The organism is Shewanella sp. GD03713 (assembly GCF_029843705.1).
Lineage (GTDB): Bacteria > Pseudomonadota > Gammaproteobacteria > Enterobacterales > Shewanellaceae > Shewanella.
Genome location: NZ_JAOCIW010000001.1, coordinates 843656 through 864653 on the forward strand (window position 1 = coordinate 843656; position 20998 = coordinate 864653).

The 20998-nt window shown below is 48.3% G+C and carries 18 protein-coding genes; 6 read left to right on the top strand and 12 right to left on the bottom strand.

Annotated elements, in window-relative coordinates; all coding sequences use genetic code 11:
* Positions 1-101 precede the first annotated feature (101 nt).
* Positions 102-1388, bottom strand: coding sequence for an Nramp family divalent metal transporter (locus N5E87_RS03815; protein ID WP_126512423.1), 1287 nt, complete (start codon positions 1386-1388; stop codon positions 102-104).
* Between the two features lie 83 nt (positions 1389-1471).
* Positions 1472-2014: a PH domain-containing protein gene (locus N5E87_RS03820; protein ID WP_011625253.1), complete on the bottom strand. Its 543-nt coding sequence runs from the start codon at positions 2012-2014 to the stop codon at positions 1472-1474.
* 199 nt (positions 2015-2213) lie between these two features.
* Between N5E87_RS03820 and N5E87_RS03825 the strand changes: the two genes are divergently transcribed.
* On the top strand, positions 2214-4799 hold the full coding sequence (locus N5E87_RS03825) for a TonB-dependent receptor (RefSeq protein WP_086902017.1): 2586 nt from the start codon (positions 2214-2216) through the stop codon (positions 4797-4799).
* A gap of 117 nt (positions 4800-4916) precedes the next feature.
* Positions 4917-5546, top strand: a complete 630-nt coding sequence (locus tag N5E87_RS03830) for a glutathione S-transferase family protein (RefSeq protein WP_011715913.1) — start codon at positions 4917-4919, stop codon at positions 5544-5546.
* 72 nt (positions 5547-5618) lie between these two features.
* On the opposite strand, the gene N5E87_RS03835 is transcribed toward N5E87_RS03830, so the two are convergent.
* The 4 genes from N5E87_RS03835 to N5E87_RS03850 all read right to left on the bottom strand — a co-directional run bounded on the left by N5E87_RS03835 (position 5619) and on the right by N5E87_RS03850 (position 10182).
* Complete coding sequence (locus N5E87_RS03835; RefSeq protein ID WP_011623924.1) at positions 5619-6119, bottom strand: DUF4447 family protein; 501 nt, start codon at positions 6117-6119, stop codon at positions 5619-5621.
* A gap of 41 nt (positions 6120-6160) precedes the next feature.
* Positions 6161-6568, bottom strand: a complete 408-nt coding sequence (locus N5E87_RS03840; protein WP_011623923.1) for an SMI1/KNR4 family protein — start codon at positions 6566-6568, stop codon at positions 6161-6163.
* Between the two features lie 281 nt (positions 6569-6849).
* On the bottom strand, positions 6850-7635 hold the full coding sequence (locus N5E87_RS03845; RefSeq protein WP_088211053.1) for a RelA/SpoT domain-containing protein: 786 nt from the start codon (positions 7633-7635) through the stop codon (positions 6850-6852).
* Positions 7636-8097: 462 nt separating this feature from the next.
* Positions 8098-10182 carry a M13-type metalloendopeptidase gene (locus N5E87_RS03850; RefSeq protein ID WP_086902020.1) on the bottom strand — a complete coding sequence of 695 codons (2085 nt, stop codon included), beginning with the start codon at positions 10180-10182 and terminating at the stop codon, positions 8098-8100.
* A gap of 338 nt (positions 10183-10520) precedes the next feature.
* Between N5E87_RS03850 and rsuA the strand changes: the two genes are divergently transcribed.
* Positions 10521-11228 (top strand): 16S rRNA pseudouridine(516) synthase RsuA, encoded by a 708-nt coding sequence (rsuA, locus tag N5E87_RS03855; protein ID WP_164717920.1) that lies wholly within the window; start codon positions 10521-10523, stop codon positions 11226-11228.
* 84 nt (positions 11229-11312) lie between these two features.
* Here rsuA and N5E87_RS03860 read toward each other — a convergent pair whose 3' ends face one another.
* Genes N5E87_RS03860 through N5E87_RS03870 form a run of 3 tightly spaced genes read right to left on the bottom strand, consistent with a single transcriptional unit; the run spans position 11313 to position 13377 of the window.
* Positions 11313-12269: a DUF4097 family beta strand repeat-containing protein gene (locus N5E87_RS03860; RefSeq protein WP_086902021.1), complete on the bottom strand. Its 957-nt coding sequence runs from the start codon at positions 12267-12269 to the stop codon at positions 11313-11315.
* Entirely contained in the window at positions 12266-12844 is a 579-nt protein-coding gene (locus N5E87_RS03865; RefSeq protein WP_086902022.1) for an anti-sigma factor, read from the bottom strand. Before N5E87_RS03865 ends, N5E87_RS03860 begins: the two co-directional genes overlap by 4 nt.
* Positions 12844-13377 (bottom strand): RNA polymerase sigma factor, encoded by a 534-nt coding sequence (locus tag N5E87_RS03870; RefSeq protein WP_086902023.1) that lies wholly within the window; start codon positions 13375-13377, stop codon positions 12844-12846. The genes N5E87_RS03865 and N5E87_RS03870 overlap by 1 nt, the downstream gene beginning before the upstream one ends.
* A gap of 401 nt (positions 13378-13778) precedes the next feature.
* On the opposite strand from N5E87_RS03870, the gene N5E87_RS03875 reads away from it, so the two are divergent.
* Positions 13779-15641, top strand: a complete 1863-nt coding sequence (locus N5E87_RS03875) for a methyl-accepting chemotaxis protein (RefSeq protein ID WP_086902024.1) — start codon at positions 13779-13781, stop codon at positions 15639-15641.
* A gap of 185 nt (positions 15642-15826) precedes the next feature.
* Here N5E87_RS03875 and N5E87_RS03880 read toward each other — a convergent pair whose 3' ends face one another.
* The 3 genes from N5E87_RS03880 to lolB form a co-directional block, all read right to left on the bottom strand.
* Positions 15827-16774: a ribose-phosphate pyrophosphokinase gene (locus tag N5E87_RS03880; RefSeq protein ID WP_011623915.1), complete on the bottom strand. Its 948-nt coding sequence runs from the start codon at positions 16772-16774 to the stop codon at positions 15827-15829.
* Positions 16775-16886: 112 nt separating this feature from the next.
* Positions 16887-17741 (bottom strand): 4-(cytidine 5'-diphospho)-2-C-methyl-D-erythritol kinase, encoded by an 855-nt coding sequence (ispE, locus tag N5E87_RS03885; protein WP_086902025.1) that lies wholly within the window; start codon positions 17739-17741, stop codon positions 16887-16889.
* 1 nt (position 17742) lies between these two features.
* On the bottom strand, positions 17743-18387 hold the full coding sequence (gene lolB, locus N5E87_RS03890) for a lipoprotein insertase outer membrane protein LolB (protein ID WP_086902026.1): 645 nt from the start codon (positions 18385-18387) through the stop codon (positions 17743-17745).
* A gap of 254 nt (positions 18388-18641) precedes the next feature.
* Between lolB and hemA the strand changes: the two genes are divergently transcribed.
* Positions 18642-19892 carry a glutamyl-tRNA reductase gene (hemA, locus tag N5E87_RS03895; protein WP_011625266.1) on the top strand — a complete coding sequence of 417 codons (1251 nt, stop codon included), beginning with the start codon at positions 18642-18644 and terminating at the stop codon, positions 19890-19892.
* A 14-nt stretch (positions 19893-19906) separates the two neighbouring features.
* Positions 19907-20998, top strand: a complete 1092-nt coding sequence (prfA, locus tag N5E87_RS03900; RefSeq protein WP_011715925.1) for a peptide chain release factor 1 — start codon at positions 19907-19909, stop codon at positions 20996-20998.

Here is a 20998-nt window from a genome sequence, read left to right on the forward strand (position 1 = left end):
TACCCAAAGCGCCATAAAAGCAGGTGAGTCTATCTCACTGCTAAATACTCGCACCGTTACTGTGAGCGAAATGCTCTCCTGCTTAGCGGCTGAGGGTTAGATTAAGCTTGAATGACGAAGTACCAGTAAATAAAAAGCACTGCAAAAATAAGCAAATAGCTTAATCCTATCCAAGAGAGGCCTTTCATTTTTGTGCCATAACGATGAGCCGCTGGCAGTTGGGTGCTAGTCATTAAGCGATAGTTGAGCCATGCAAAAACTACTGTCGTCATAAAAGCTAAAATCATCACAAACTCCAGCAGTGGCAGCAGGGCGCCCTTGAAAAACAGGATGAGCAATAATCCTAATGCGCTTACGCTGAGCATGATGCCCGTTAGGCGTTTGTCCGATTGGGTTTCGCTGACTGTTGCGCGTGAGAGCAGTTGCCAGCCCATGTTCAAGGTTCGGCTATAGCCATCGATGACAGTGACAGTGGTGCTGAAAATACATAAAAACGCCACTATGCCTATCAAATAGCGGCTTTCCCCACCCATGACTTGGCTATATAAGTTGATTAATTGGTTCGCAAATTTGGCACCAGAGTCGGAAAAATGCTCACCACTGCCATGCATCACCAGCGCACCTAAGGCCAAAAAGACCACGGCTAACAGAGCAGTGACTAGATAGCCTAAGTTGAAGTCTAAGATAGCTTGGGCGGGAGTAACGGGTGATGTCTTTTGTTTTTCCAATAACCACAACGAATTCCATGCGCTAACTTCAATAGGTGCAGGCATCCAACCCATCATGGCGACCAAGAATCCCACATGGGCCCACTGCCAAGGTGAGGGGGAGACAAACTGGCTTTCTAGCGGTTTCACATGATCCAATGCCAAGGCGACGGCGATTAAGGTGGTGAGCGTCAGGGCGAACATGATGATCTTCGTCAGCCTGTCCAACAATGAATAGTGCCCTAAAATCAATAACAACAACGAACTTATCAGCACTAATAACGCCAACACATCAATAGGCAGAGGGATAAACTGGGTCAGCATTGCGGCGGTTAACATGCAAACCCCCGCGGTACTGGCGATGGAAGCAATCACATTGAGGCCTGTGAATAACCACAAGTAACCTCGGCCCTGTTTAAGATAACCATGCAGCAGGCTTTCCCCTGTCGCGGCGGTGTATCGCGCACCCGCGGCAAAGAAGGGGTATTTCAGCAAGTTTACTCCCAGAATCACCCAGGCGAGTTGCCAGCCAAATTCTGCGCCGGCGCGGGTGGATGACACTAAATGTGAAGCCCCAATCGCAGCGGCGGCCATTAACACACCGGGTCCCATGGCTTTTATGCCGAGGGCCAGTTGGGCTGTCCAATTCATGGGGAGAGGTTTTACTTGAGAAGTCGCCATAATACGCTGGGTGTTTCCTTATCCGTTGGAAATGGTTTGCTCGATACTGAGCTATCTAAGCCGTTAAGTCGCGATGTTAACTGTTAAGAATTGTATTTTGAGGCGAGTAGGGCTTCGATGCGTTTTAAGCTTGCCGTCATTTCCACAAGTTGGGTCAACATTGCGTTATCTTCTGTGGGAGCGCTCGTCTCGCTGGTGGTATGTGCCTCACTTAAGCGTTCTTTTTGCTCCAAAATCTGCGCCCTAAAATCGGGGGCGTTGACTATGCCAACCAGACTAATTAAAGCGCCTGCGCCCGATTGTCCTGCAGTTTCAACCGTGAGTTTATGTAATCCCATCAAGCGCATAATCGGCCCCTGAATGAGAGCGATGTCGGTAATTTTATCTAAGGGAACCGTATTTTCTGTGCGAGTTAATATGCCTCTGCGCACGATCAGCTTTTTGCTGGTTAAGCGTGCACTCATATTGCTGATGTAGCGGCGAGTCCCCCATAACCCAATAGGAAACCAAAGTAATAACAAGGGAATACCAACAATACTTAAGGTGAAGTAAGCGGCCCCTGAGAGTAACCAGTACAAACCTAAATTATCTTCAAATTGGGCTTCATGAATTGTTTGTTCTTGCATGTTCTTCCTCAGTGCCAATGTTCCATTTCGCTATCTTGAGAGATCTCATCAGGAAAATACATGGTTTTTATTAGTAACAAAAGTTTAACTTTTTTCAGTCCCCCATTGACTTTGTTTTACAACCGATTACCTTGGTTGTGTTAAAAATTAGTTTAATAAAAGTAAAATAAATTTAACAAGTGAAGATTAGGGGATGTAAATGAAAAGACCTCAGATTCTACCCAGTGCTTGTGCTATCGCGATTGCAATGGCATTTGCCCCGAGTATTAGCTATGCAGCCGATAACGGCGCTGACAAAGTTGAACGCATTGAAGTAACGGGCTCTCGTATTAAGCGCACTGATATCGAGGGACCGTCACCCATTCAATCCATTGGCAAAGAGGATATTGCCAACATGGGTTTTGACAACCTGCAGCAGTTACTCGAACGTATGCCTGCCAACGGTGCTGGCGCTTTCTCTACCCGTGGGAACAGCCAAGACTCGACCGCAAACGGTGGTGCTTCAATCAGTTTGCGTGGCTTAGGCCCTGACGCCACTCTGGTATTGATTAACGGTCGCCGTGTTGCGGCAAGTGCCTTTGCCGAAGGTATCACTAACTCCTTCGTCGACATTAACAACATTCCGGTTTCAGCGATTGAACGCATTGATATTCTGAAAGATGGTGCATCGGCGATTTACGGTTCCGATGCGATTGCGGGTGTAGTTAACATCGTCTTGAAAAAAGACATCGAAGGGATTGAGGTTAACTTAGGTTACGGCGACACCCCAGGTACGGGTTATGATGAAACCACGGCAAGCGTCGTTTGGGGCGTGAAGTCCGAAAAGGGCAGTGCGTCGGTTATTCTCGACTATTTTAAAAACGATACCTTAGCGGCAACCGATTTGGGCCGTTTTGGCACAGCCGATCAAAGCCCTTACGGTGGTGAAGATTTCCGTTCCTCACGTGGTTTCCCCGGTTATTTTTATGTCGATGGCGTGAAGACTATCGACCCATCCTGTCCGCCCGATCGTGCAACGGCCAGCGGCAGCTGTTTATTTGACTATGGTCCATACAACTTAGTGATCCCTGAGGCTGAGCGTATCGGGGCTATTGGTCAATTCGATTACCATTTCAATGACGATTTAACCGCGTTCCTCGAGTTAGCCGCGCAACATAACTCTTCAATTGCGGGTGGTGCACCAACACCTTTGGATGAAGATGCGGCCTTAACTGTGCCAGGCACTCACCCAAATAATCCTTGGGGCAAAGATATTGAAATCGGTCGTTTCCGTACTGTGGATGCGGGCGCACGTCGTTGGGATATCGAGTCCGACACCCTGCGTTTAGTCGCGGGTTTACGTGGCACGATTAAAGAGTGGGATTGGGAAGCTTCGGTACAACGCGGCCGCAGTGAATCGACTCAAACGGGCGATCGTACTCAAGGTTGGGTCAGAACCGATTACCTGCAAGCCGAGATCGATGCGGGTCGCTACAATCCTTTTGGCGGCACCATGAACTCGCAGGATGTGATCGATGCGATTACCACTAGCCTAGTTCGCCAAGGTTTATCGAGCATGACGTCTTACGCGGCAAACATTTCGGGCCAAGCGTTCACGCTGGCGGATCGCGATATTATGATGGCGGCGGGTGTGGAATACCGTGAAGAAAGCGTGAGCGACGTGCCGGATGAACAGTTCCAACGTGGGCTGATTTTCGGTACCGAAGCGGTTTCTGCTGCGGCCTCCCGTGACCAATACGCAGGTTATGTGGAGTTCTCTATTCCTGTCACGGATAACTTTGAGCTGCAACTCGCGGGTCGCTACGACCACTACAGCGATTTTGGTTCAACCACTAACCCTAAAGTGGCGTTCCAATGGGGCATCACCGATGAGCTGACGAGCCGTGGTTCTTGGTCAACGGGTTTTCGCGCGCCTTCATTAGCACAAATCGGTTTAGGCCCATCACGCGAAAGTAGCTTCTTTATCGATACTTATCGCTGCGCCGCCGATGGTGTGGATTGTGAAGCGCTCGACTACAACACTGAATTCCAGGGTAACTCTGAGTTGGATGCCGAAGAGTCAGAAACATGGAACCTTGGACTTATCTGGGCGCCAAGCCAGAAGTTTGATATCGGTTTCGATGTTTACAGCATCACTCAAGATAACAAGATCGATAAGCAGCCATTGGGCGATATCTACACCGCAAACTGTAACGATCAAAACAGCACAGTGTGTGAGCGTTTAGCACCGCAAGCGGGTCAAACCTTAGGTCCTATCAGCATTATTCACTCAAGCTTTATCAACTTAAGCTCGCAGGATGTGCAGGGTGTTGACCTGTCAACCCACTATGGTCTTGAGCTAGATAGCTTTGGTGATTTGAAGTTTGGCCTAGAGTACAGCTACTTACATAACTTCGAAAAAGACGGTCTCGATTACACTGGCGAGTACAAGTTCCCACAACATCGCTGGTTACTCACCACGAATTGGACCATGGATAACTTCGCTGCCAACGTAAACCTGAGCTACATCGGTGAGTTCGAAGATACTCCAGATATCGACTTTGACGGCGTGTTAGACTTCGAAACTAACAAGTCTCGTATGGTTGATGCGCAGTTATTAGTTGATATGTCAGGTAGTTACCGATTCAACGAGATGTTTAAGCTGACATTAGGCGTGAACAACGTGTTCGATGAAGAACCACCATTTGCGATTGGTGACGGCGATACCGACCTCTATGGTTATGTGATTTCTGTACACAACCCAATGGGACGTTATATCTACACTAAACTGACAATGAACTTCTAATGAGTCATTGATTGAGTCATAGGAAACGGCGCTTCGGCGCCGTTTTTGTATTTTACTCTGCCGCGACACAGTGTATCTTCGTTCTCGTTAATCAGTCATCACTAAAAGGACGTTAATATGATCACCTTATATGGCATGCCCCGCAGCCGTGCATTACGAGTCGCTTGGGTGTTAGAAGAGTTAGGCGCCGAATGGGCCTTTTCGTTTGTGGATATGAATAAGGGCGAGCACCGTAGCGCCGCGTTTTTAGCGCTTAATCCCTGCGGCAAAGTGCCAGTGTTAACCGACGATAATCTTGTATTGTCTGAGTCGGCGGCCATTTGCCTGTATCTGGCGGAGAAGTTTGGTAATTTGTTACCTGAAGCGGGCACTGCGGCATCGGGTCTGCATCATCAATGGGTGAGCTTTATTATTACCGAACTCGAGCAGCCTCTATGGACCCTCGGTAAGCATAAATTTGCACTGCCGGAAGCTCAGCGTCATCCTTCCATCATGCCTTGTGCTGTGTGGGAGTTTGATAAGGCGGCGGCCTTGGCTGAAGCTATGCTGCCCGATAGTGACTTTTTACTCGGTGACACCTTATCGGTAGCCGATATTCTGCTGGCGCATACACTGATGTGGGGCACCTTATTTGAGCAGCAGATCCCGCCTAAATTGGCGGCGTATCGCGATAGAATTGCGGCGCGTCCTTCGCGTAAATCGGCACTCGCCAAAATGGAAGCCGTCGCCAACGCAGCGCAGGCTTAATTGGCACTAAGCGATAAAAAACAAAAGGGCAGAAGATTTACTTCTGCCCTTTTTGCTTAAGTCGTTTAGCGTTTATAGCTGAGTTGCCGCCCATTTGGCGCGGCTTTCACGGCTTTCGCTTAACCCATTTTGCTCACGGAATGCCTTGTAGGCTTCGACATCGAGATTGACTAAGCTAACATCCACTTCGAGCACCAGTTTACATTCTTTCTTAATGCGCCATGCCGCCGTGTTGTATAGCTCAGTCAACGGCAGCGAGCTTAAAAATTCAGGATTATATTGGGTGTAAACGGCTTGGGTTGGATACACCACGAAGGCCAAGTGACGCTTAGGCTCTTTCTTGAATAAGGCTTCGATGCCGTCAGTGGTATTGAGCACTTGCATCTCGATAATATCATCAAGATCTAAGAGCTTTTTCTGTGCCAGTTCCGGGGCCTGTGTTTCAGCATTTTCCCAGGCTAATACATCGGCTTCGCTGTGGTTGGTCAGTTGTCCTACTTGAGCCGCACTGAGGCTGAGTGATTGGCGTAAGTAGCTCATTTCGATGGCGTTCAAGCCAATATTTTTAGACATAATGCGGTTCTCAAGTTGATAAAAATAAAATCTCGGTAAAATCAGTATTTGTTTTTAAGCCAAATATCTTCGACCCATTCCCAGAAGGATTCCCAATAAGTATCGGTAAAGTCACCATTTTGCCAGAAGTGAACTTGGCCATCCTGATCGATACAGTAAAAGTCATCGCCCAATTGGCAGATGGCGATTAAGTCCCTTGGCAAGCCGATTGACCAAGCATAGCAGGTGACTTCGGGTAAATAGGTGTGTGAATAGGGATCGGCTGCAGTCACAGGCTCAATCGCGCCATAAATCACATCACTGGCATGGAGTAGGTATTCCTTTAATTCCCGTGGCAGCGGGATCAAAATCTGTTCCTCAACCTCCACTAACTGCTCGAATGTCGGTAACTCGAGTGGCACAGGCACGGTTTCGCTGCGTTCTTGGAGTTGCTCAATAATGTCGTGCATGGAATTTCCTTAAGGGTCGCCTTATGGCGCGGGATTATATAGGGAAACAAGGCTGGATGCGAGGGAAGGGCGGTGAGCTTGTAGTAGGGATAGTTCGGCTTTAGTTTGCGTATTTGCAGCAGTGACGCTTCGGGTTGAGTCTGGTGTGACTCCGTAAAAAAAAGCGCTGGCATCTGTTTTCACAAATAGCCAGCGCAACAGTGGAAGTGGTACAGAGCTAAACGGTAAAGCGATTAAACAATTAAACAATTAAACAATTAAACAATTAAACAAACAGGTGATTAAGCTACTGAGTTAGTGAGCAGTAGTCCTTCATCGACGCGTTTATAGTTAAGCCAAGCTTTGTGATACAGCTTATGTGACTCTTGGCGCAGCTTAGCGATCTGCGCGGTTTCAAACTCACTTAACCCCCGTTGCTGTTTGATCGCGTTCGCCTCAATCTGTTGAACCTGTTCGTAAACCTTGTGTTCTGGGCCGCTTTTGATGTCGGCAATATCCTTAAGGTGTAATTGGACCTCAGCAATCATGCCGCTTTCGGGCAAACGTACCAGTAAGTTAAGGTCGCGATAACCTGAGGCTTTAGGCTCGGCGAAACGGTTTTTCTGTTTCACGACCTGAGCTTGCTCGCTTAAGGCGTAATAGCTTTGCATCAGCTCGGAGATACTGTTACTGACGATGCTAGCGCGGGCAAGGTCGGTGATCTGGCTCGCATCCCCATTAAATTTGATGGCGACCTTCTCGGCGGCGCGTTGATAACTTTTCACATCAGGCAAAATCACCTGCGCTTGTGAACTGGCGACCACTGTCTGCAACAGGCTTGCGAGTTCATTTTGGGCCGCGTGGGCATTGGAATATAAGTTGTCTAAACAGGCCGAAGCTTGACGTGGGGGGGCGAAGGTTTGAGTGTTTAGCGCATAAAGACCATGCAGATCATGGCTTTGAGCCTGCCTTGCACTGTAATTACCGCGTTCGGCTCTGCTGTCATTGATATCTAAAGGATTGGCTACGCCTGTGCGGGTCGATAATAAGAGTAGAAAGATAAAAAAGGTACGAAATAACTTATTCATAACGGCCTACTTCCTTATGGGAGTGATACACATCACAGGGATACCATAGGCTGGAGTGGCTTAATTAAAGCTGAATCAATGATGAAGACTTGTTCATGTTTGGCTTATACCAATCGTATTAAATATCTGTTCATTCAGCGGGAGTTAAACGGGCTTTAGACAAGGCGAAGGCTTGAAGGCATAGTGGCGCTCTGTCGAAAGCCTTAAACGCAGTATAAAGCCCGTTCAACCCCGCCCTGCGGGAGCCTCACAGGCATCTCACTCCCGTGTTACATTGACTTAAAAGGGAATAACCATTTCTTCGTCAATGCGCCTTGGATTGAGATGCCTGTGAGGCTCTGAACTGATTAGATATTTAATGTGATTGGTATTAAGTTCACATTTTTCGTGCCTAAAAAATAGCGCCGCTATTGTGAACGGCGCCATTGGGCTTGTTTACTACTGTCTTGAATTAATTTGGGATTACCAAATTTTTACGCGTTTCTCTGGCGCTATATACATAGCATCACCTGGTTTCACATCATAGGTGGTGTAGAACTCAGGCATGTTAGATAGCGCACCCAGTGCACGGAATTCCGCTGGTGAGTGTGGATCTGTCGCTACGCGATTACGCAGAGCTTCTTCCTTGGCTTTTGCACGCCAAATTTGCGTGAAGCCGATGAAGAAACGTTGGTCGCCAGTCAGACCGTCGATAACCGGTGCTTCTTTACCATTGAGCGACTTTTTGTACGCACGGTAAGCGATAGTTACGCCCGATAAGTCACCGATGTTTTCGCCTAAGGTCAGGCTGCCGTTCACGTGCAGATCGTCAAACACATAGTAACCATCGTATTGTGCGATCAGCGCCTTACCACGGGCAGAGAATTCTTCTAAGTCTTTCTCTGTCCACCAGTCACGCATATTGCCTTCGCCGTCGAACTTAGCGCCTTGGTCGTCGAAACCATGGCCCATTTCGTGACCGATAACCGCACCGATACCGCCGTAGTTGACGGCATCATCCGCTTCCATGTTGAAGAAAGGTGGTTGCAGAATTGCTGCTGGGAACACGATTTCGTTCATGGTTGGGTTGTAGTAAGCGTTAACCGTTTGTGGGGTCATGTGCCACTCGTCTTTATCGATTGGCGCGCCTAACTTAGCCAGTGACTTAGCGTGCTCAACTTCGCTTGCGCGAACCGCGTTACCAATCAAATCATCGGCTTTAATGGTCAGCTTGCTGTAATCTTCCCACTTGTTTGGATAACCAATTTTCGGGTTGAATTTCGCTAATTTTTCGGCAGCAGCTTGCTTAGTGGTATCGCTCATCCAAGTCAGATCTTTGATGCTGTCGCCGTAGGCGCCGCGCAGGTTTTCAACCAGTGCTTGCATGCGTTCTTTGGCTTCTGGTGCGAAGTGACGCTTCACGTACACTTTACCTACCACTTCACCTAATACGCCGTTGACTGCCGCAACACCGCGCTTCCAACGTGGCTCTTGTTCTTCTTGACCGTTCAGGGTTTTAGAGAAGAAGGCAAAGTTCTCGTTGTCTAACTCTTCGCTCAAGTTGCTTGCCGCGTGGGTCAGCACTTGCCATTGCATGTAGGTTTTCCAAGTGGCCAAATCGGTCGTTTTGAGGACTTCGTTCAGGCCTTGGATATAGCTTGGTTGGTTAACGATAATGTCGGTTTGCTTGTCAGCACCTAATGTCGTTAAGTAGCCTGTCCAGTCGATATCTGGCGCTAAGCTTGGCAGATCTTTCACTTGGTACAGGTTATAGGATTTAGTGCTGTCGCGGGTTTCAACCACATCCCAATGTTTAGCGGCAATCGCAGTTTCGAGTGCGAGGATAGATTCTGCGCTGGCTTTTGGATTGGCAAGACCGGCTAGAGTGAACATTTTTTCGATATGGGCAAGGTAAGCCTTACGAATATTAACGAAACGCTCTGACTCGTTAAAGTAGTAGTCTTTTTCTGGCAGGCTTAGGCCGTATTGATACAGGTGAGTCGCGTAACGGCTAGAGTTCTTTGCATCGATATCGATGTAGAAAGCCATTGGCGTACCCGCACCCATGATTTGGCTGTGGGCGAAGTATTTTACCAGCTCGTTTTTATCTTTTAAGGCGTTGATGGCATCAAACTCGCCTTTCAGTGGCGTCACGCCCAGTTTGTTTAGCGTTGCTGTGTCCATAAATGAACGGTAAAGATCAGCCACTTTTTGCTCGTCAGTGCCTACGGCCAGATTTGGCGTTGCAGCGACTTCTTCGATAATGGCTTTAACGTCATCACGGGATTTTTCACGCAGATCGTAGAAGGCACCAATGCTAGTGCGATCGGCTGGGATCTCGGCTTTCTTCAGCCAAGCGCCGTTAACATATTCATAGAAGTCGTCCTGTGGACGCACAGACTTATCGAAGTTTTCAAATTCGATACCTGAACCTAATGCTTTAGTTACAGCGGCAGCAGTGGCGGTTTTAGTGGTTTCTGGCGCTTTAACTTCAGCGGGTTTGTCATTACAGGCAGTGAGGCCCGCGATGAGTGAGGCACACAGTCCCCCAATGAGTACTTTTCTCATGTCGTTTCCTTCGAATTTGTTATTGTGCCCATCTCTGGGTCTGTTTGGCTGCAAAATGGGATTGCTTCAGGCGCAACGCTACGTATGTTAATGCTTTAGTGGGAATCTAAACAAGGTGATTACACTTTTTCAGTCGGATTTATTATCCATCAGTTGTAACTAAAAATTACCATGGTTGAATTTGGCCTAAAAACCGCCAAACATACCGTACGCAAGCTCTGTCAAGTTAGTAAGCACTTAGGTTTGCACTGCGTAACCGAGTACGCGTTTGAGCAATTTGATTGGCTAGGCTTTGCCCTTTCGTTCGTTGGGCCTCATAATACGGCGGTTTTCATTTATTGAAGTTGAGTCGTCCCGTGCGTTTAGACAAATTTATCTGTGAAAGTACCTCGCTTACCCGTTCTTTAGCGAAAAAAGCCCTGCACCGTGGTGACATCACCTGTGATGGGGCTGTGATTAAAGATGCTGGCTTTAAAGTGCTCGAGGGGATGCAAGTGTGCCTCGAAGGTGAGCCTATCTCCCTCGTCGGTGAGCGTTACCTGATGCTCAATAAGCCCGTGGATACGATTTGCTCGACCATAGATGAAGTCTACCCTTCGGCATTGAGCCTGCTGGATATTGAAAAGCCCGAAACCTTGCACATTGCCGGCCGTTTAGATGCCGATACCACAGGCCTTGTGTTGATCACGAGCGATGGTCAATGGTCGCATCGGATCACCTCGCCGAAAAAAGACTGTGGCAAGCGTTACTTAGTGACGTTAGCCGAGCCTGTGGATGAGAGTCTGATCAGCGTTTTTGCCGCTGGAGTGGAGCTGAGAAACGAAGACGGCCTGACAAAACCCGCAGTGCTTGAAATCATCGAGCCGCAGTTGGTACGTTTAACCATTACCGAAGGCAAGTATCACCAAGTGAAGCGGATGTTTGCCGCCGTAGGTAATCATGTGGTTGGCTTACACCGTGAAAGCATTGGCAAAATTGAATTAGACGCAGAACTTGCTCTAGGCGAATGGCGCTATCTGACGAGCGAAGAAATCGCCTCGATTTAACACCCTTTGGCTAAAAAAATGCCGCTCCTGATGAGCGGCATTTTTATTGCTATTTTTATCGTTAATTCGGGTTTTCTGATAAGGCTATTGTTTTTTCAGGATCAGATTACCGCTAATGGTATCCATCTTCACACTGGCGCTACCAGAGCCCGTTTGGAAGCTTAAGGATTCATTCGGCACGTATTTTTGTCTTTGTGGCACATCTTGGCTCAAGCCATTTTTGATTTTACCGCCTGGGCCGCCATTGAGCTCGAAATTAGCATCGGGTGTATCAGCAAATGTCACAATAATATCGCCACTAACGCTCTCTAGATTGGCTTTATCGAAGCTTTTTGCCAGTGACACTTGAGTGTCGCCGCTCACGGTGCGGACATTGACTTCTTTGGCGGTATTTAAGTCGGCTTTGATTTCCCCCGAAACCTGCTCGACTTTCACTTTATCGGCTAAGGTTTGGCTGTCGAGATCGCCGCTCACTAGACGGTATTTGATTTCGCCTTTGCTTTGAGTGTCTTTAATCTCACCGGAGACGGTATCTAACATCACTTTACCTGCTAATCCCTTAGTGGTGATATCGCCAGACACAGTGTGCAATGTCGGTGTGCCGTCCAGTGCCTCGGCGGTGATATTACCGCTAACGGTATTTAACTCCAGCTCGCCTTGAGTCTGGCTGATTTGCAGATTAGCTGAAATCGTATCGGCGCTCAGCTTGACGGTTTTAGGTACCTTAATGGTGAGTTTTGAGCCGTTGTTGTCACTGCCGTTATAGTGGCGTGGCATTTTATCTTCGATATTCAGGTTGTTACCTTTCTGTTCGAAGACAAAACCTTCGCTCAGCTCATCGAGAGTGCCCGTCACGCTGACTTCATTTTTATCCCAGCTTTGAATTTGCACTTCGCCCCGTTGGACTTTGATTTGCAGCAGGGTATCGCTGCTCATCGGCAACTGTTTGTCCACACTTTCAGCGGCGAATACACTGCCCATAAGGCCAAGATAAAGCGTCGACACTAAGAGACTGGTTTTCGTGAGGGTAAAATGGCTCATATGCTATTTCCTTGTGTTGAGTTTTGAATCGGAAGTTTTTGGCCTTGCTGTAGCAAATCGAGTTCACGTTGTTGCACCCAAAGCCAGAGTTGCCAAAGTTGTTTGTCGGTTGGATTAGCTTGTAACGCTTGATAAATCTGTTCGCCGGCACGGCGTAATTCCGCTAAGCCTTGCTCTAATGGCGCGCCAAAGCGACTGGTTTGCCAAGCGACAACCGTCGAGGTTTGTTCAAGGCTCGTCACTTGGGCTTGATGTGTCTGGGCAATTTGGCTTAGCAGCGTGTGCAGCGCTTGTTCATCATCCGCCGGTTGGCTGGCGATTTGTTCAGGGAGCAACGTTTTTACCGGAGCTTGAGTGTAAAAACCGAAGAACACCGCCAGCACTACAGTTGCGGCAATCGCCCATTGCACGCCTTGCAGTCGCGGCGCTTGGCGAACAGCCGTTTGCGACGCCAATGGCTTATCCATACGTTTTTCGATGCCTTGCCAAAGATCCCGCTTGGGAGTTAATGCTTTGGGAGCATCATCAATCAACTGCTGGAGCTTGGCCTCGCGGGGATCGTTAGATAAGGACATTACAGCATCTCCTGTAGTAATTGCTTGGCTCTGTGGTACTGGGTCTTACTGGTTCCCACTGCAATACCAAGTAATTGCGCAATTTCTTCATGTTGATAGCCTTCAATGGCGCAGAGCACAAACACGATGCGCGCCCGCTCTGGCAGTTTGAGGATCAACTTGTCTAACCCTTGATAATGTTCATCCGCGCTTGAATGTTCATCGTCACTCTCCATCGGGATAAAACGTGCCCAAAATGACTTTTGCTTACGGATAAAGCTCAGTGCCTGATTCACACAAATGCTGTGTAACCAAGTGGAAAATTGGCTCTCCCCCCTAAACTGCGGCAATTTCTGCCAGACCAGAATAAAGCACTCTTGGGTGATTTCTTCCGCCTGCGAGGCTTGACCTGATAAGCGCAGTGATAGGGCATATACCCTTGGATGATGGTGTAAATACAGTTGCTTAAATGCGGCTCTATTCCCTTGGCTGGCCAAGGTGATGAGGTCAAATTCTGACATTGCATCGTTGAGTGGGAGTCTCCCTGCCGTCACTGTATTTTCCTGTCATCAAGGTGAATGGTTACTGATTGGACGCTTTGAAAAGCGCAAAAGGTTTGTATCCAATAAAAATATATTCAGTTTATTTTTAGATATTGCGTAACTCTTTGCGTTGTTGTAGTAAAATTAGTGGTGTATTTTGGCGCTAACTTTATGAAGTTATTAATTTTATACCAAATGGTATTCAGGTGTAATCGCTAATACAGCAGGATAAATCATTCGCGATATTCAGCCTAATACTGGCGTTGCAGTTAATGGTGATGGTGTGAAGAGGAGCATTGCTCGACCAGTGCACAATAAATAAAAGATAAACTTTGTATATCAGGGATATTTTGCTGTTAAAGGCCTAACTCCCAGCTATCTTTTTAAGAGATGTTATTTATTAGGGGCTTTATATGTTAATCCGCTCAAAGTTGTTACTCAGTGCCGCTGTATCCGTGACGGCCTTGATTGCCATGTTTGGATTGCAGCTTCATTCTAATTCGGTTGAGTCGGAACTCTCCCACGCCGCGCAAACTGTTCTCGAACTAGAGCGAGACGTATTGCTACTGCGTAAAAATGAAAAGGACTTCTTTGGTCGGAAAGATATTCAATATGTTGAAAAGCATAAAGAAGTACATGCAAAGATTGATGAGTTAGTCCCGAGTCTCGAGAGTATTTTTAAAAAATACAAGGTTTCCACAGCGTCACTCGAAAGCTTTGACCGTAACCTCAATCAGTACCAAGTCGCCTTTAACGAAGTTGTACAACTCCAACAAGAAATTGGTTTAACCCCTAAAACGGGTCTCTACGGCACCCTAAGAACGGCAGTGCATAATGTCGAGTCCATGCTGAAGGAATACGACCAGTTATCCCTCGAAGTCGCTATGTTGCAGCTACGCCGCAACGAAAAAGACTTTATGCTGCGCCGCGAGATGAGCTATGTCGAGACCTTCGACGCTAACATCGCCAAGTTCAATGCTAGCCTGAGAGCATCGAGTTTAGACACTGATACCCAAAATAAAATTGCGGCCTTAATTGAGCAATATCAAAAGGATTTTAAGAGCTTAGTTAATAAAGAGCAGCAACTGGGCCTCAGTGAAAAAGATGGCACCATGGCGAAACTGATCGCCGCGAATAAGTTGACCGAAGCCAGTGCCGACGAGCTGCATAATCTTGCGTTAAAAGCCATCGATGATACTGAAAGCAGCAGCGTAAATATCGGGATTTTGGTCTTCGTGATTATCGCCCTGATCCTTGCTGTGATTACCTACCTTATTATCCGCAGCATTATCACTCCAGTTGAGCGTATCACTCAGGTGATTTCACGTATCGAGGTCAGCAAGGATTTAACCCTCAGATGCGATGCCTCTACCCAGGATGAGCTGGGTGAAATTGCGCAGCATTTCAACAGCATGGTGGGAAGCTTCCAGCAGCTTATCGAGCAGGTTATTGACTCAGTCGCCACGATTAACACCTCCTGTAAGAGTGTGTCAGAGAACGCTATGCTCGCGTCCGAAGGCGTTGCCCAGCAGCTTAATGAAACTGATATGGTGGCAACGGCGATTACCGAAATGGGCGCGACCATTGATGAAATTGCTAAAACTACCGAGCTTGCAGCCCTCAAAGCGGGTAAAACCCATGAGAATGCTCAATTAGGGCAAACTGAGGTTGAGCAAACCATCCTTAAGATCAGACAACTGTCTGATCAGATTAATAGCAGCGCCTCTGTGGTGGATGAGCTCGAGCGTGACAGTGAAACCATTGGTAGCGTGCTCGATGTGATCCGTGGCATTGCGGAGCAAACCAACTTACTGGCACTCAATGCGGCGATTGAGGCTGCTCGCGCGGGTGAGCAAGGCCGTGGTTTTGCCGTGGTTGCCGACGAAGTACGCAGTCTGGCGATGCGAACTCAATCGTCGACACAGGAAATTGCCAACATTATTCAAACCTTGCAAAGCCGAACTCGCGCCATAGTGCAATTAATGGATGCGAGCCAAAAGCAAGGGGCCGAGAGTGCCGAGCAGGCCGCTGCGGCGGGAGAGTTGCTGAAGCTTATCAATACTGATGTGCATAATATTATGGATATGAGCACACAGATTGCCGCAGCGATTGAAGAGCAGAGCATGGTTGCCGCCGAAGTGAATAAGAACGTGGTCGTTATCCGTGATATTGCTGAGGATTCTTCTCGGGCTGCCGATGCCAATGCGTCGGCTTCGGATGAACTTAAATCCCGCGCCGAATATCTGGTCAGTGCCGTGAGCCACTTTAAGATCTAGTCGTACTTTTATCAGCCAGAAACGCACCTTAGGGTGCGTTTTTTATGGCGAAGTTAAGCGCAGCGGTTTGCCTTAAGATGGCTGCGTGAGTGAATTAACGTGAATGACTCTAAATAAAAACTGCGATAAAACCCACCAACAAAAAACGCACCCTAAGGTGCGTTTTTTTATGCAAAGCGCCGCGATTAGTGGCTGAACATTGCAGAGATAGACTCTTCGTTACTGACGCGGCGAATGGCTTCTGCCAATACGGCCGACATCGTCAGTTGAGTCACTTTAGCCACTTTAAGCATTTCAGGGCTTAAAGGTACAGTATCGGTCACGATAACTTCATCGATCACTGAGTTTTCGATATTTTCAGCCGCTTTGCCAGAGAATACTGGGTGAGTCGCGTAAGCAAATACGCGGTTTGCACCGTGTTCTTTTAAGGCTTCAGCCGCTTTACACAGAGTGCCGCCTGTGTCGATCATATCGTCAACGATAATGCAGTCACGGCCTTGAACGTCACCAATGATGTGCATCACTTGCGCAACGTTTGCCTGTGGACGACGCTTGTCGATAATGGCCAGATCAGAATCATCTAATAGTTTTGCCACTGCACGAGCACGAACAACACCACCGATATCTGGAGAAACAACCACTGGGTTATCTAATTTCTTCGCCAGCATATCTTCGAGCAGCACAGGGCTACCGAACACGTTGTCTACTGGTACGTCGAAGAAGCCTTGAATTTGCTCTGCGTGTAAATCACAGGTCAGAACGCGGTCAACACCGACGCTTGACAGGAAGTCAGCAACAACTTTCGCAGTAATAGGTACACGTGCGCTACGTACGCGACGGTCTTGACGAGCATAACCAAAGTAAGGAATAACGGCAGTGATACGACCGGCTGATGCACGGCGTAGCGCGTCAACCATAACGATAAGTTCCATTAGGTTATCGTTGGTTGGGGCGCAGGTGGATTGGATGATAAACACATCGGCACCACGTACATTTTCGTTAATTTGGACACTGATTTCACCATCGCTGAAACGACCAACCACTGCGTCTCCGAGTTTACAAAATAGACGATCGGCTATCTTCTTAGCGAGACTGGGGGTGGCGTTCCCAGCAAAGAGCTTGATGTCGGGCACTGTATGAACCTCAGGCGTTTGCTTTATATTTTAGTGGCTAGAGCAACGACGATGCGGGGACGGGAGCGGAACCCGTGGGCTATCGTAAAAAGTTGCTCTAGAAGAAAGTAGTTTATGGATGATTGAGTCGCACTATGAGCGGCGAAATATTCATCCCTTTTGCAACAAATCCTTGCATATCAGACGGTAATTTCGCCAAGGCTGCGAGAGCTTGCTGCTGCGAAGAAAACTCCCCAAACACGCATGCGCCCGTTCCGGTCATTCTCGACGGCGCATATTCTAGCAGCCAGCCTAAGGCCTTGGCAACTTGAGGGTATTTGGAAGCGACCAGATCTTGGCAATCATTTGCCCAAGGTTGGCTCATTAACGTGTCGATGCCAAGCTTAGGAGTATCGCGGGGTAGCAAAGGATCTTGGAACACAGCTGCGGTGGAAACATGGACATCGGGCGCTATCACTAAATACCAAAATTCAGTGGGTGTCACCGCTTGTAAACGTTCGCCAACGCCTTCGGCAAATGCCGCGAAACCGCGAATAAAAACAGGGATATCGGCACCGAGTTTTAAACCAATTGTGGCTAATTCATCGTTAGATAGTTGGGTGTTCCACAACTGATTTAACGCCACAATCGTAGTAGCCGCATCGGAGGAGCCGCCGCCTAAACCGCCGCCCATGGGTAAACGTTTTTCAAGCCAGATTTCGGCGCCGCCAGGATAGCCTGTTGCTTGTTGTAATGATTTTGCGGCTCGCAGAATTAAGTTATCGCTATCCGCGACAACGGCCGACATGCCAGAGTGCAATATCAGCTCAGGCGTCTGCGTCACCCTAAAGTCGAGCAGATCGCAACAATCGATAAATTGAAACAGGGTTTGCAACTCATGGTAACCGTCGGCGCGGCGTCCGTTGATATGCAGGAACAGATTTAATTTGGCGGGCGCGGGCCAATTGCGCGAAATCTCATTCGACATGCTAAGGTTTTTCTCCGAGCATTATTGAGGGTTTACCTAAGGCTTGCCATTGATTGAGTTGCAGCTTGAGCTGTAAATCACCGCGTTCAAGCTTTAACTGATAGGGTACCTCGGCACCGCTTTGGGATTGCCAACTCAAAAATGTGACTACCCAAGGTGGCAAGGTTTGCGAGTTTTGAATTTGTTTGGTTTTACCATTGCTATCAACGGCAAGCACACGGTCTAAAGCGCCGACTTGGCCTGTGATCCAAAGGGGTAAGTCGTTAATCGGGATGGACCAGCCGCTGACTCGCTCGAGTAGTGCTTGGGCGTTGCTATCGCGAAAATCTTTGCCATCGACATGCAGATGAGCCGAGTTAGGCGTAGCATCCAAAGTCAACACTGTGGTGCCGAGCATAGTGGTGAGGGTGAGCTCGTCTCGCTCCTCACTGTGGCGCCAATAGAGATTGGCACTGAGCTTATCCTGCGGCGTGCGGATAGCGAGTTTCCCCTGTAATTCCCACGCCTTGGCTTGCGCGGCATTATCGACCGTTATAGGGCTGAGATCTGTCGTTGGCGGCAGGGTCTCGCAGCCGCCTAAAAACAATAGGCCGCTCAAGGCGATACAAGAGAAAATGGATTTTGTGAAGCGCTTCAAATTATTCATCTATAACTGATATACCAAAGTCCTTATGATACGAGGGCTTGTAAAGAATACCAATGCCAATCGTAAAATTTCCATTGGCGGTCACTTGGGATAACTTCGGTCGCGATAATCTGCATTTGTCTATCATTGATAGAAAATTTAGGTAAGAAGTTAGACCTTTATTCGGTTTTGTTAAGCGTATTCTGTTTTTAGTTGGGCCAATTCAGTAGAATGCCCTTATTAAGAGAGACGCCAAGAATCTAGAAAAGAGTCAGATGAGCCTTGTAGCAATCGGTATTAACCATAAAACAGCCACGGTAGACCTGCGTGAGAAAGTTGCCTTCTCTCCGGACAAAATTCATGATGCCATGAAGAGTCTGGCCAGTCGTACACGCTCGGGTGAAGCCGTTATCGTCTCGACCTGTAATCGCACTGAATTGTATTGTAACAATGGCGATGAGGCCGACATCATTGAGTGGCTTGAAGAATATCACGGCCTAGATCATCAAGATGTAGCGCCGTGCCTCTACAATTACCACGGTCAAGCGGCGGTAAAGCATTTGATGCGCGTGGCCTCCGGTCTCGACTCGCTGATCTTGGGTGAGCCGCAAATTCTGGGGCAGGTTAAGCAGGCTTTTGTGAAAGCTAAAGAAGCGGGTACCGTTGCGCTGACCATTGACCGCTTGTTCCAAAATACCTTCTCCGTGGCGAAAAAAGTGCGTACCGAAACCGAAATCGGTGCCGCGGCTGTCTCGGTGGCCTTTGCTGCCGTGAGCATGGCAAAACATATCTTCTCTTCGTTGTCGACCACTAAGGTGTTGTTAATTGGCGCCGGTGAAACCATTGAGCTGGTGGCTAAACATCTTAAGGATAACGGTGTTGCTTCTATGGTCGTGGCAAACCGTACTCTTGAACGTGCCCAAAGCATGTGTGAAGAGTTTAATGCCACGGCAATTACGTTGGCACAGATACCAGATTTTCTCCCTAAAGCCGATATCGTGATATCCTCTACCGCCAGCCCGCTACCAATCCTTGGTAAAGGCATGGTAGAAAAAGCGCTAAAGCAGCGTCGCCATCAACCTATGTTATTGGTTGATATAGCAGTTCCCCGGGATATTGAGCCGGAAGTCGCCGATTTGGACGATGCGTTTCTGTATACAGTGGACGACCTGCATAGCATTATTGAACAGAATAAGGCTTCCCGTAAGGAGGCCGCCGAGCAAGCTGAATTAATTACTGAAGAACAATCCTACCTCTTTATGGATTGGGTGCGTTCTTTAGAGTCGGTCGACAGTATTCGCGAGTATCGCAGCCAAAGCATGGCGATAAAGGATGAGTTAGTGGAACGCGCCCTGAATAAATTAGCGCAGGGGGGCGACACTGAGCAGGTATTGATTGAACTAGCCAATCGCCTGACTAATAGGCTCATTCACGCACCAACCCAAGCCCTCACAGTGGCGAGTCGTCAGGGTGATTTGAATACCTTAGGTCAGTTAAGAACAGCGCTCGGATTAGATAAAAACTAAGGTTAGCGAGTTAAATGAAGGAATCCGTTATCCGCAAGCTGGAAGGCTTGCTCGAGCGCAATGAAGAAGTCTTAGCCTTGCTTGGTGATGCGTCCGTTATCGCCGATCAGGAGCGTTTTCGCGCGTTATCCAAAGAATATTCTCAGTTAGAAGAAGTGGTTGCAGGCTTTAAAGCCTACCAGCAAGCACAGGCGGATCTCGAGTCTGCCAAGGAAATGCTGGAAGAAGATGACGCTGAAATGCGCGAAATGGCGCAGGAAGAAATCAAGGCGGCTAAAGCCGAACTCGAGCGTCTCGAAGCCGAGCTGCAAATTCTGTTATTACCAAAAGATCCTAACGACGACACCAACGCCTTTATCGAAATTCGTGCCGGTGCGGGTGGCGACGAAGCCGCAATCTTCGCGGGTGATCTGTTCCGTATGTATAGCCGTTATGCCGAAGCCAACCGTTGGCAGCTCGAGATCATGAGCTCGAACGAAGGTGAGCACGGCGGTTTCAAAGAAATCATCGTTAAAGTCAGTGGTGAAGGTGCCTACGGTAAACTCAAGTTTGAATCCGGCGGTCACCGTGTTCAACGTGTGCCTGAAACTGAATCTCAGGGCCGTGTACACACCTCAGCCGTCACTGTGGTAGTTATGCACGAAGTGCCTGAAGCAGAAGCGATTTCAATCAACCCAGCCGATCTGAAGGTCGATACCTTCCGTTCATCGGGCGCCGGTGGTCAGCACGTTAACAAAACCGATTCTGCCATTCGTATTACTCACATTCCTACCGGGATTGTGGTGGAATGTCAGGACCAACGTTCACAGCATAAAAACCGCGCTCAAGCGATGAGCGTGTTAGCGGCGCGTATCCAAGCCGTTGAAGACGAAAAGCGCCGCAGCGCCGAAGAGTCAACTCGTCGTAGTCTGGTGGCCAGTGGTGACCGCTCCGAGCGTGTACGTACCTATAACTTCCCGCAAGGCCGCGTGAGTGAACACCGTATCAACTTAACCTTATATCGCTTAAACGAAGTGATGGAAGGCGACTTAGATGCGATTTTAGGACCGCTGATGCAAGAGCATCAGGCCGACCTATTAGCCGCTCTGGCTGATGAGCAGGGGTAA

Bases quoted from the DNA above. Each gene is read 5' to 3' on its own strand.
- N5E87_RS03815 (WP_126512423.1), bottom strand. From the start codon at position 1,388: ATGGCGACTTCTCAAGTAAAACCTCTCCCCATGAATTGGACAGCCCAA.
- N5E87_RS03820 (WP_011625253.1), bottom strand. From the start codon at position 2,014: ATGCAAGAACAAACAATTCATGAAGCCCAATTTGAAGATAATTTAGGT.
- N5E87_RS03825 (WP_086902017.1), top strand. From the start codon at position 2,214: ATGAAAAGACCTCAGATTCTACCCAGTGCTTGTGCTATCGCGATTGCA.
- N5E87_RS03830 (WP_011715913.1), top strand. From the start codon at position 4,917: ATGATCACCTTATATGGCATGCCCCGCAGCCGTGCATTACGAGTCGCT.
- N5E87_RS03835 (WP_011623924.1), bottom strand. From the start codon at position 6,119: ATGTCTAAAAATATTGGCTTGAACGCCATCGAAATGAGCTACTTACGC.
- N5E87_RS03840 (WP_011623923.1), bottom strand. From the start codon at position 6,568: ATGCACGACATTATTGAGCAACTCCAAGAACGCAGCGAAACCGTGCCT.
- N5E87_RS03845 (WP_088211053.1), bottom strand. From the start codon at position 7,635: ATGAATAAGTTATTTCGTACCTTTTTTATCTTTCTACTCTTATTATCG.
- N5E87_RS03850 (WP_086902020.1), bottom strand. From the start codon at position 10,182: ATGAGAAAAGTACTCATTGGGGGACTGTGTGCCTCACTCATCGCGGGC.
- N5E87_RS03860 (WP_086902021.1), bottom strand. From the start codon at position 12,269: ATGAGCCATTTTACCCTCACGAAAACCAGTCTCTTAGTGTCGACGCTT.
- N5E87_RS03865 (WP_086902022.1), bottom strand. From the start codon at position 12,844: ATGTCCTTATCTAACGATCCCCGCGAGGCCAAGCTCCAGCAGTTGATT.
- N5E87_RS03875 (WP_086902024.1), top strand. From the start codon at position 13,779: ATGTTAATCCGCTCAAAGTTGTTACTCAGTGCCGCTGTATCCGTGACG.
- ispE (WP_086902025.1), bottom strand. From the start codon at position 17,741: ATGTCGAATGAGATTTCGCGCAATTGGCCCGCGCCCGCCAAATTAAAT.
- lolB (WP_086902026.1), bottom strand. From the start codon at position 18,387: ATGAATAATTTGAAGCGCTTCACAAAATCCATTTTCTCTTGTATCGCC.
- hemA (WP_011625266.1), top strand. From the start codon at position 18,642: ATGAGCCTTGTAGCAATCGGTATTAACCATAAAACAGCCACGGTAGAC.
- prfA (WP_011715925.1), top strand. From the start codon at position 19,907: ATGAAGGAATCCGTTATCCGCAAGCTGGAAGGCTTGCTCGAGCGCAAT.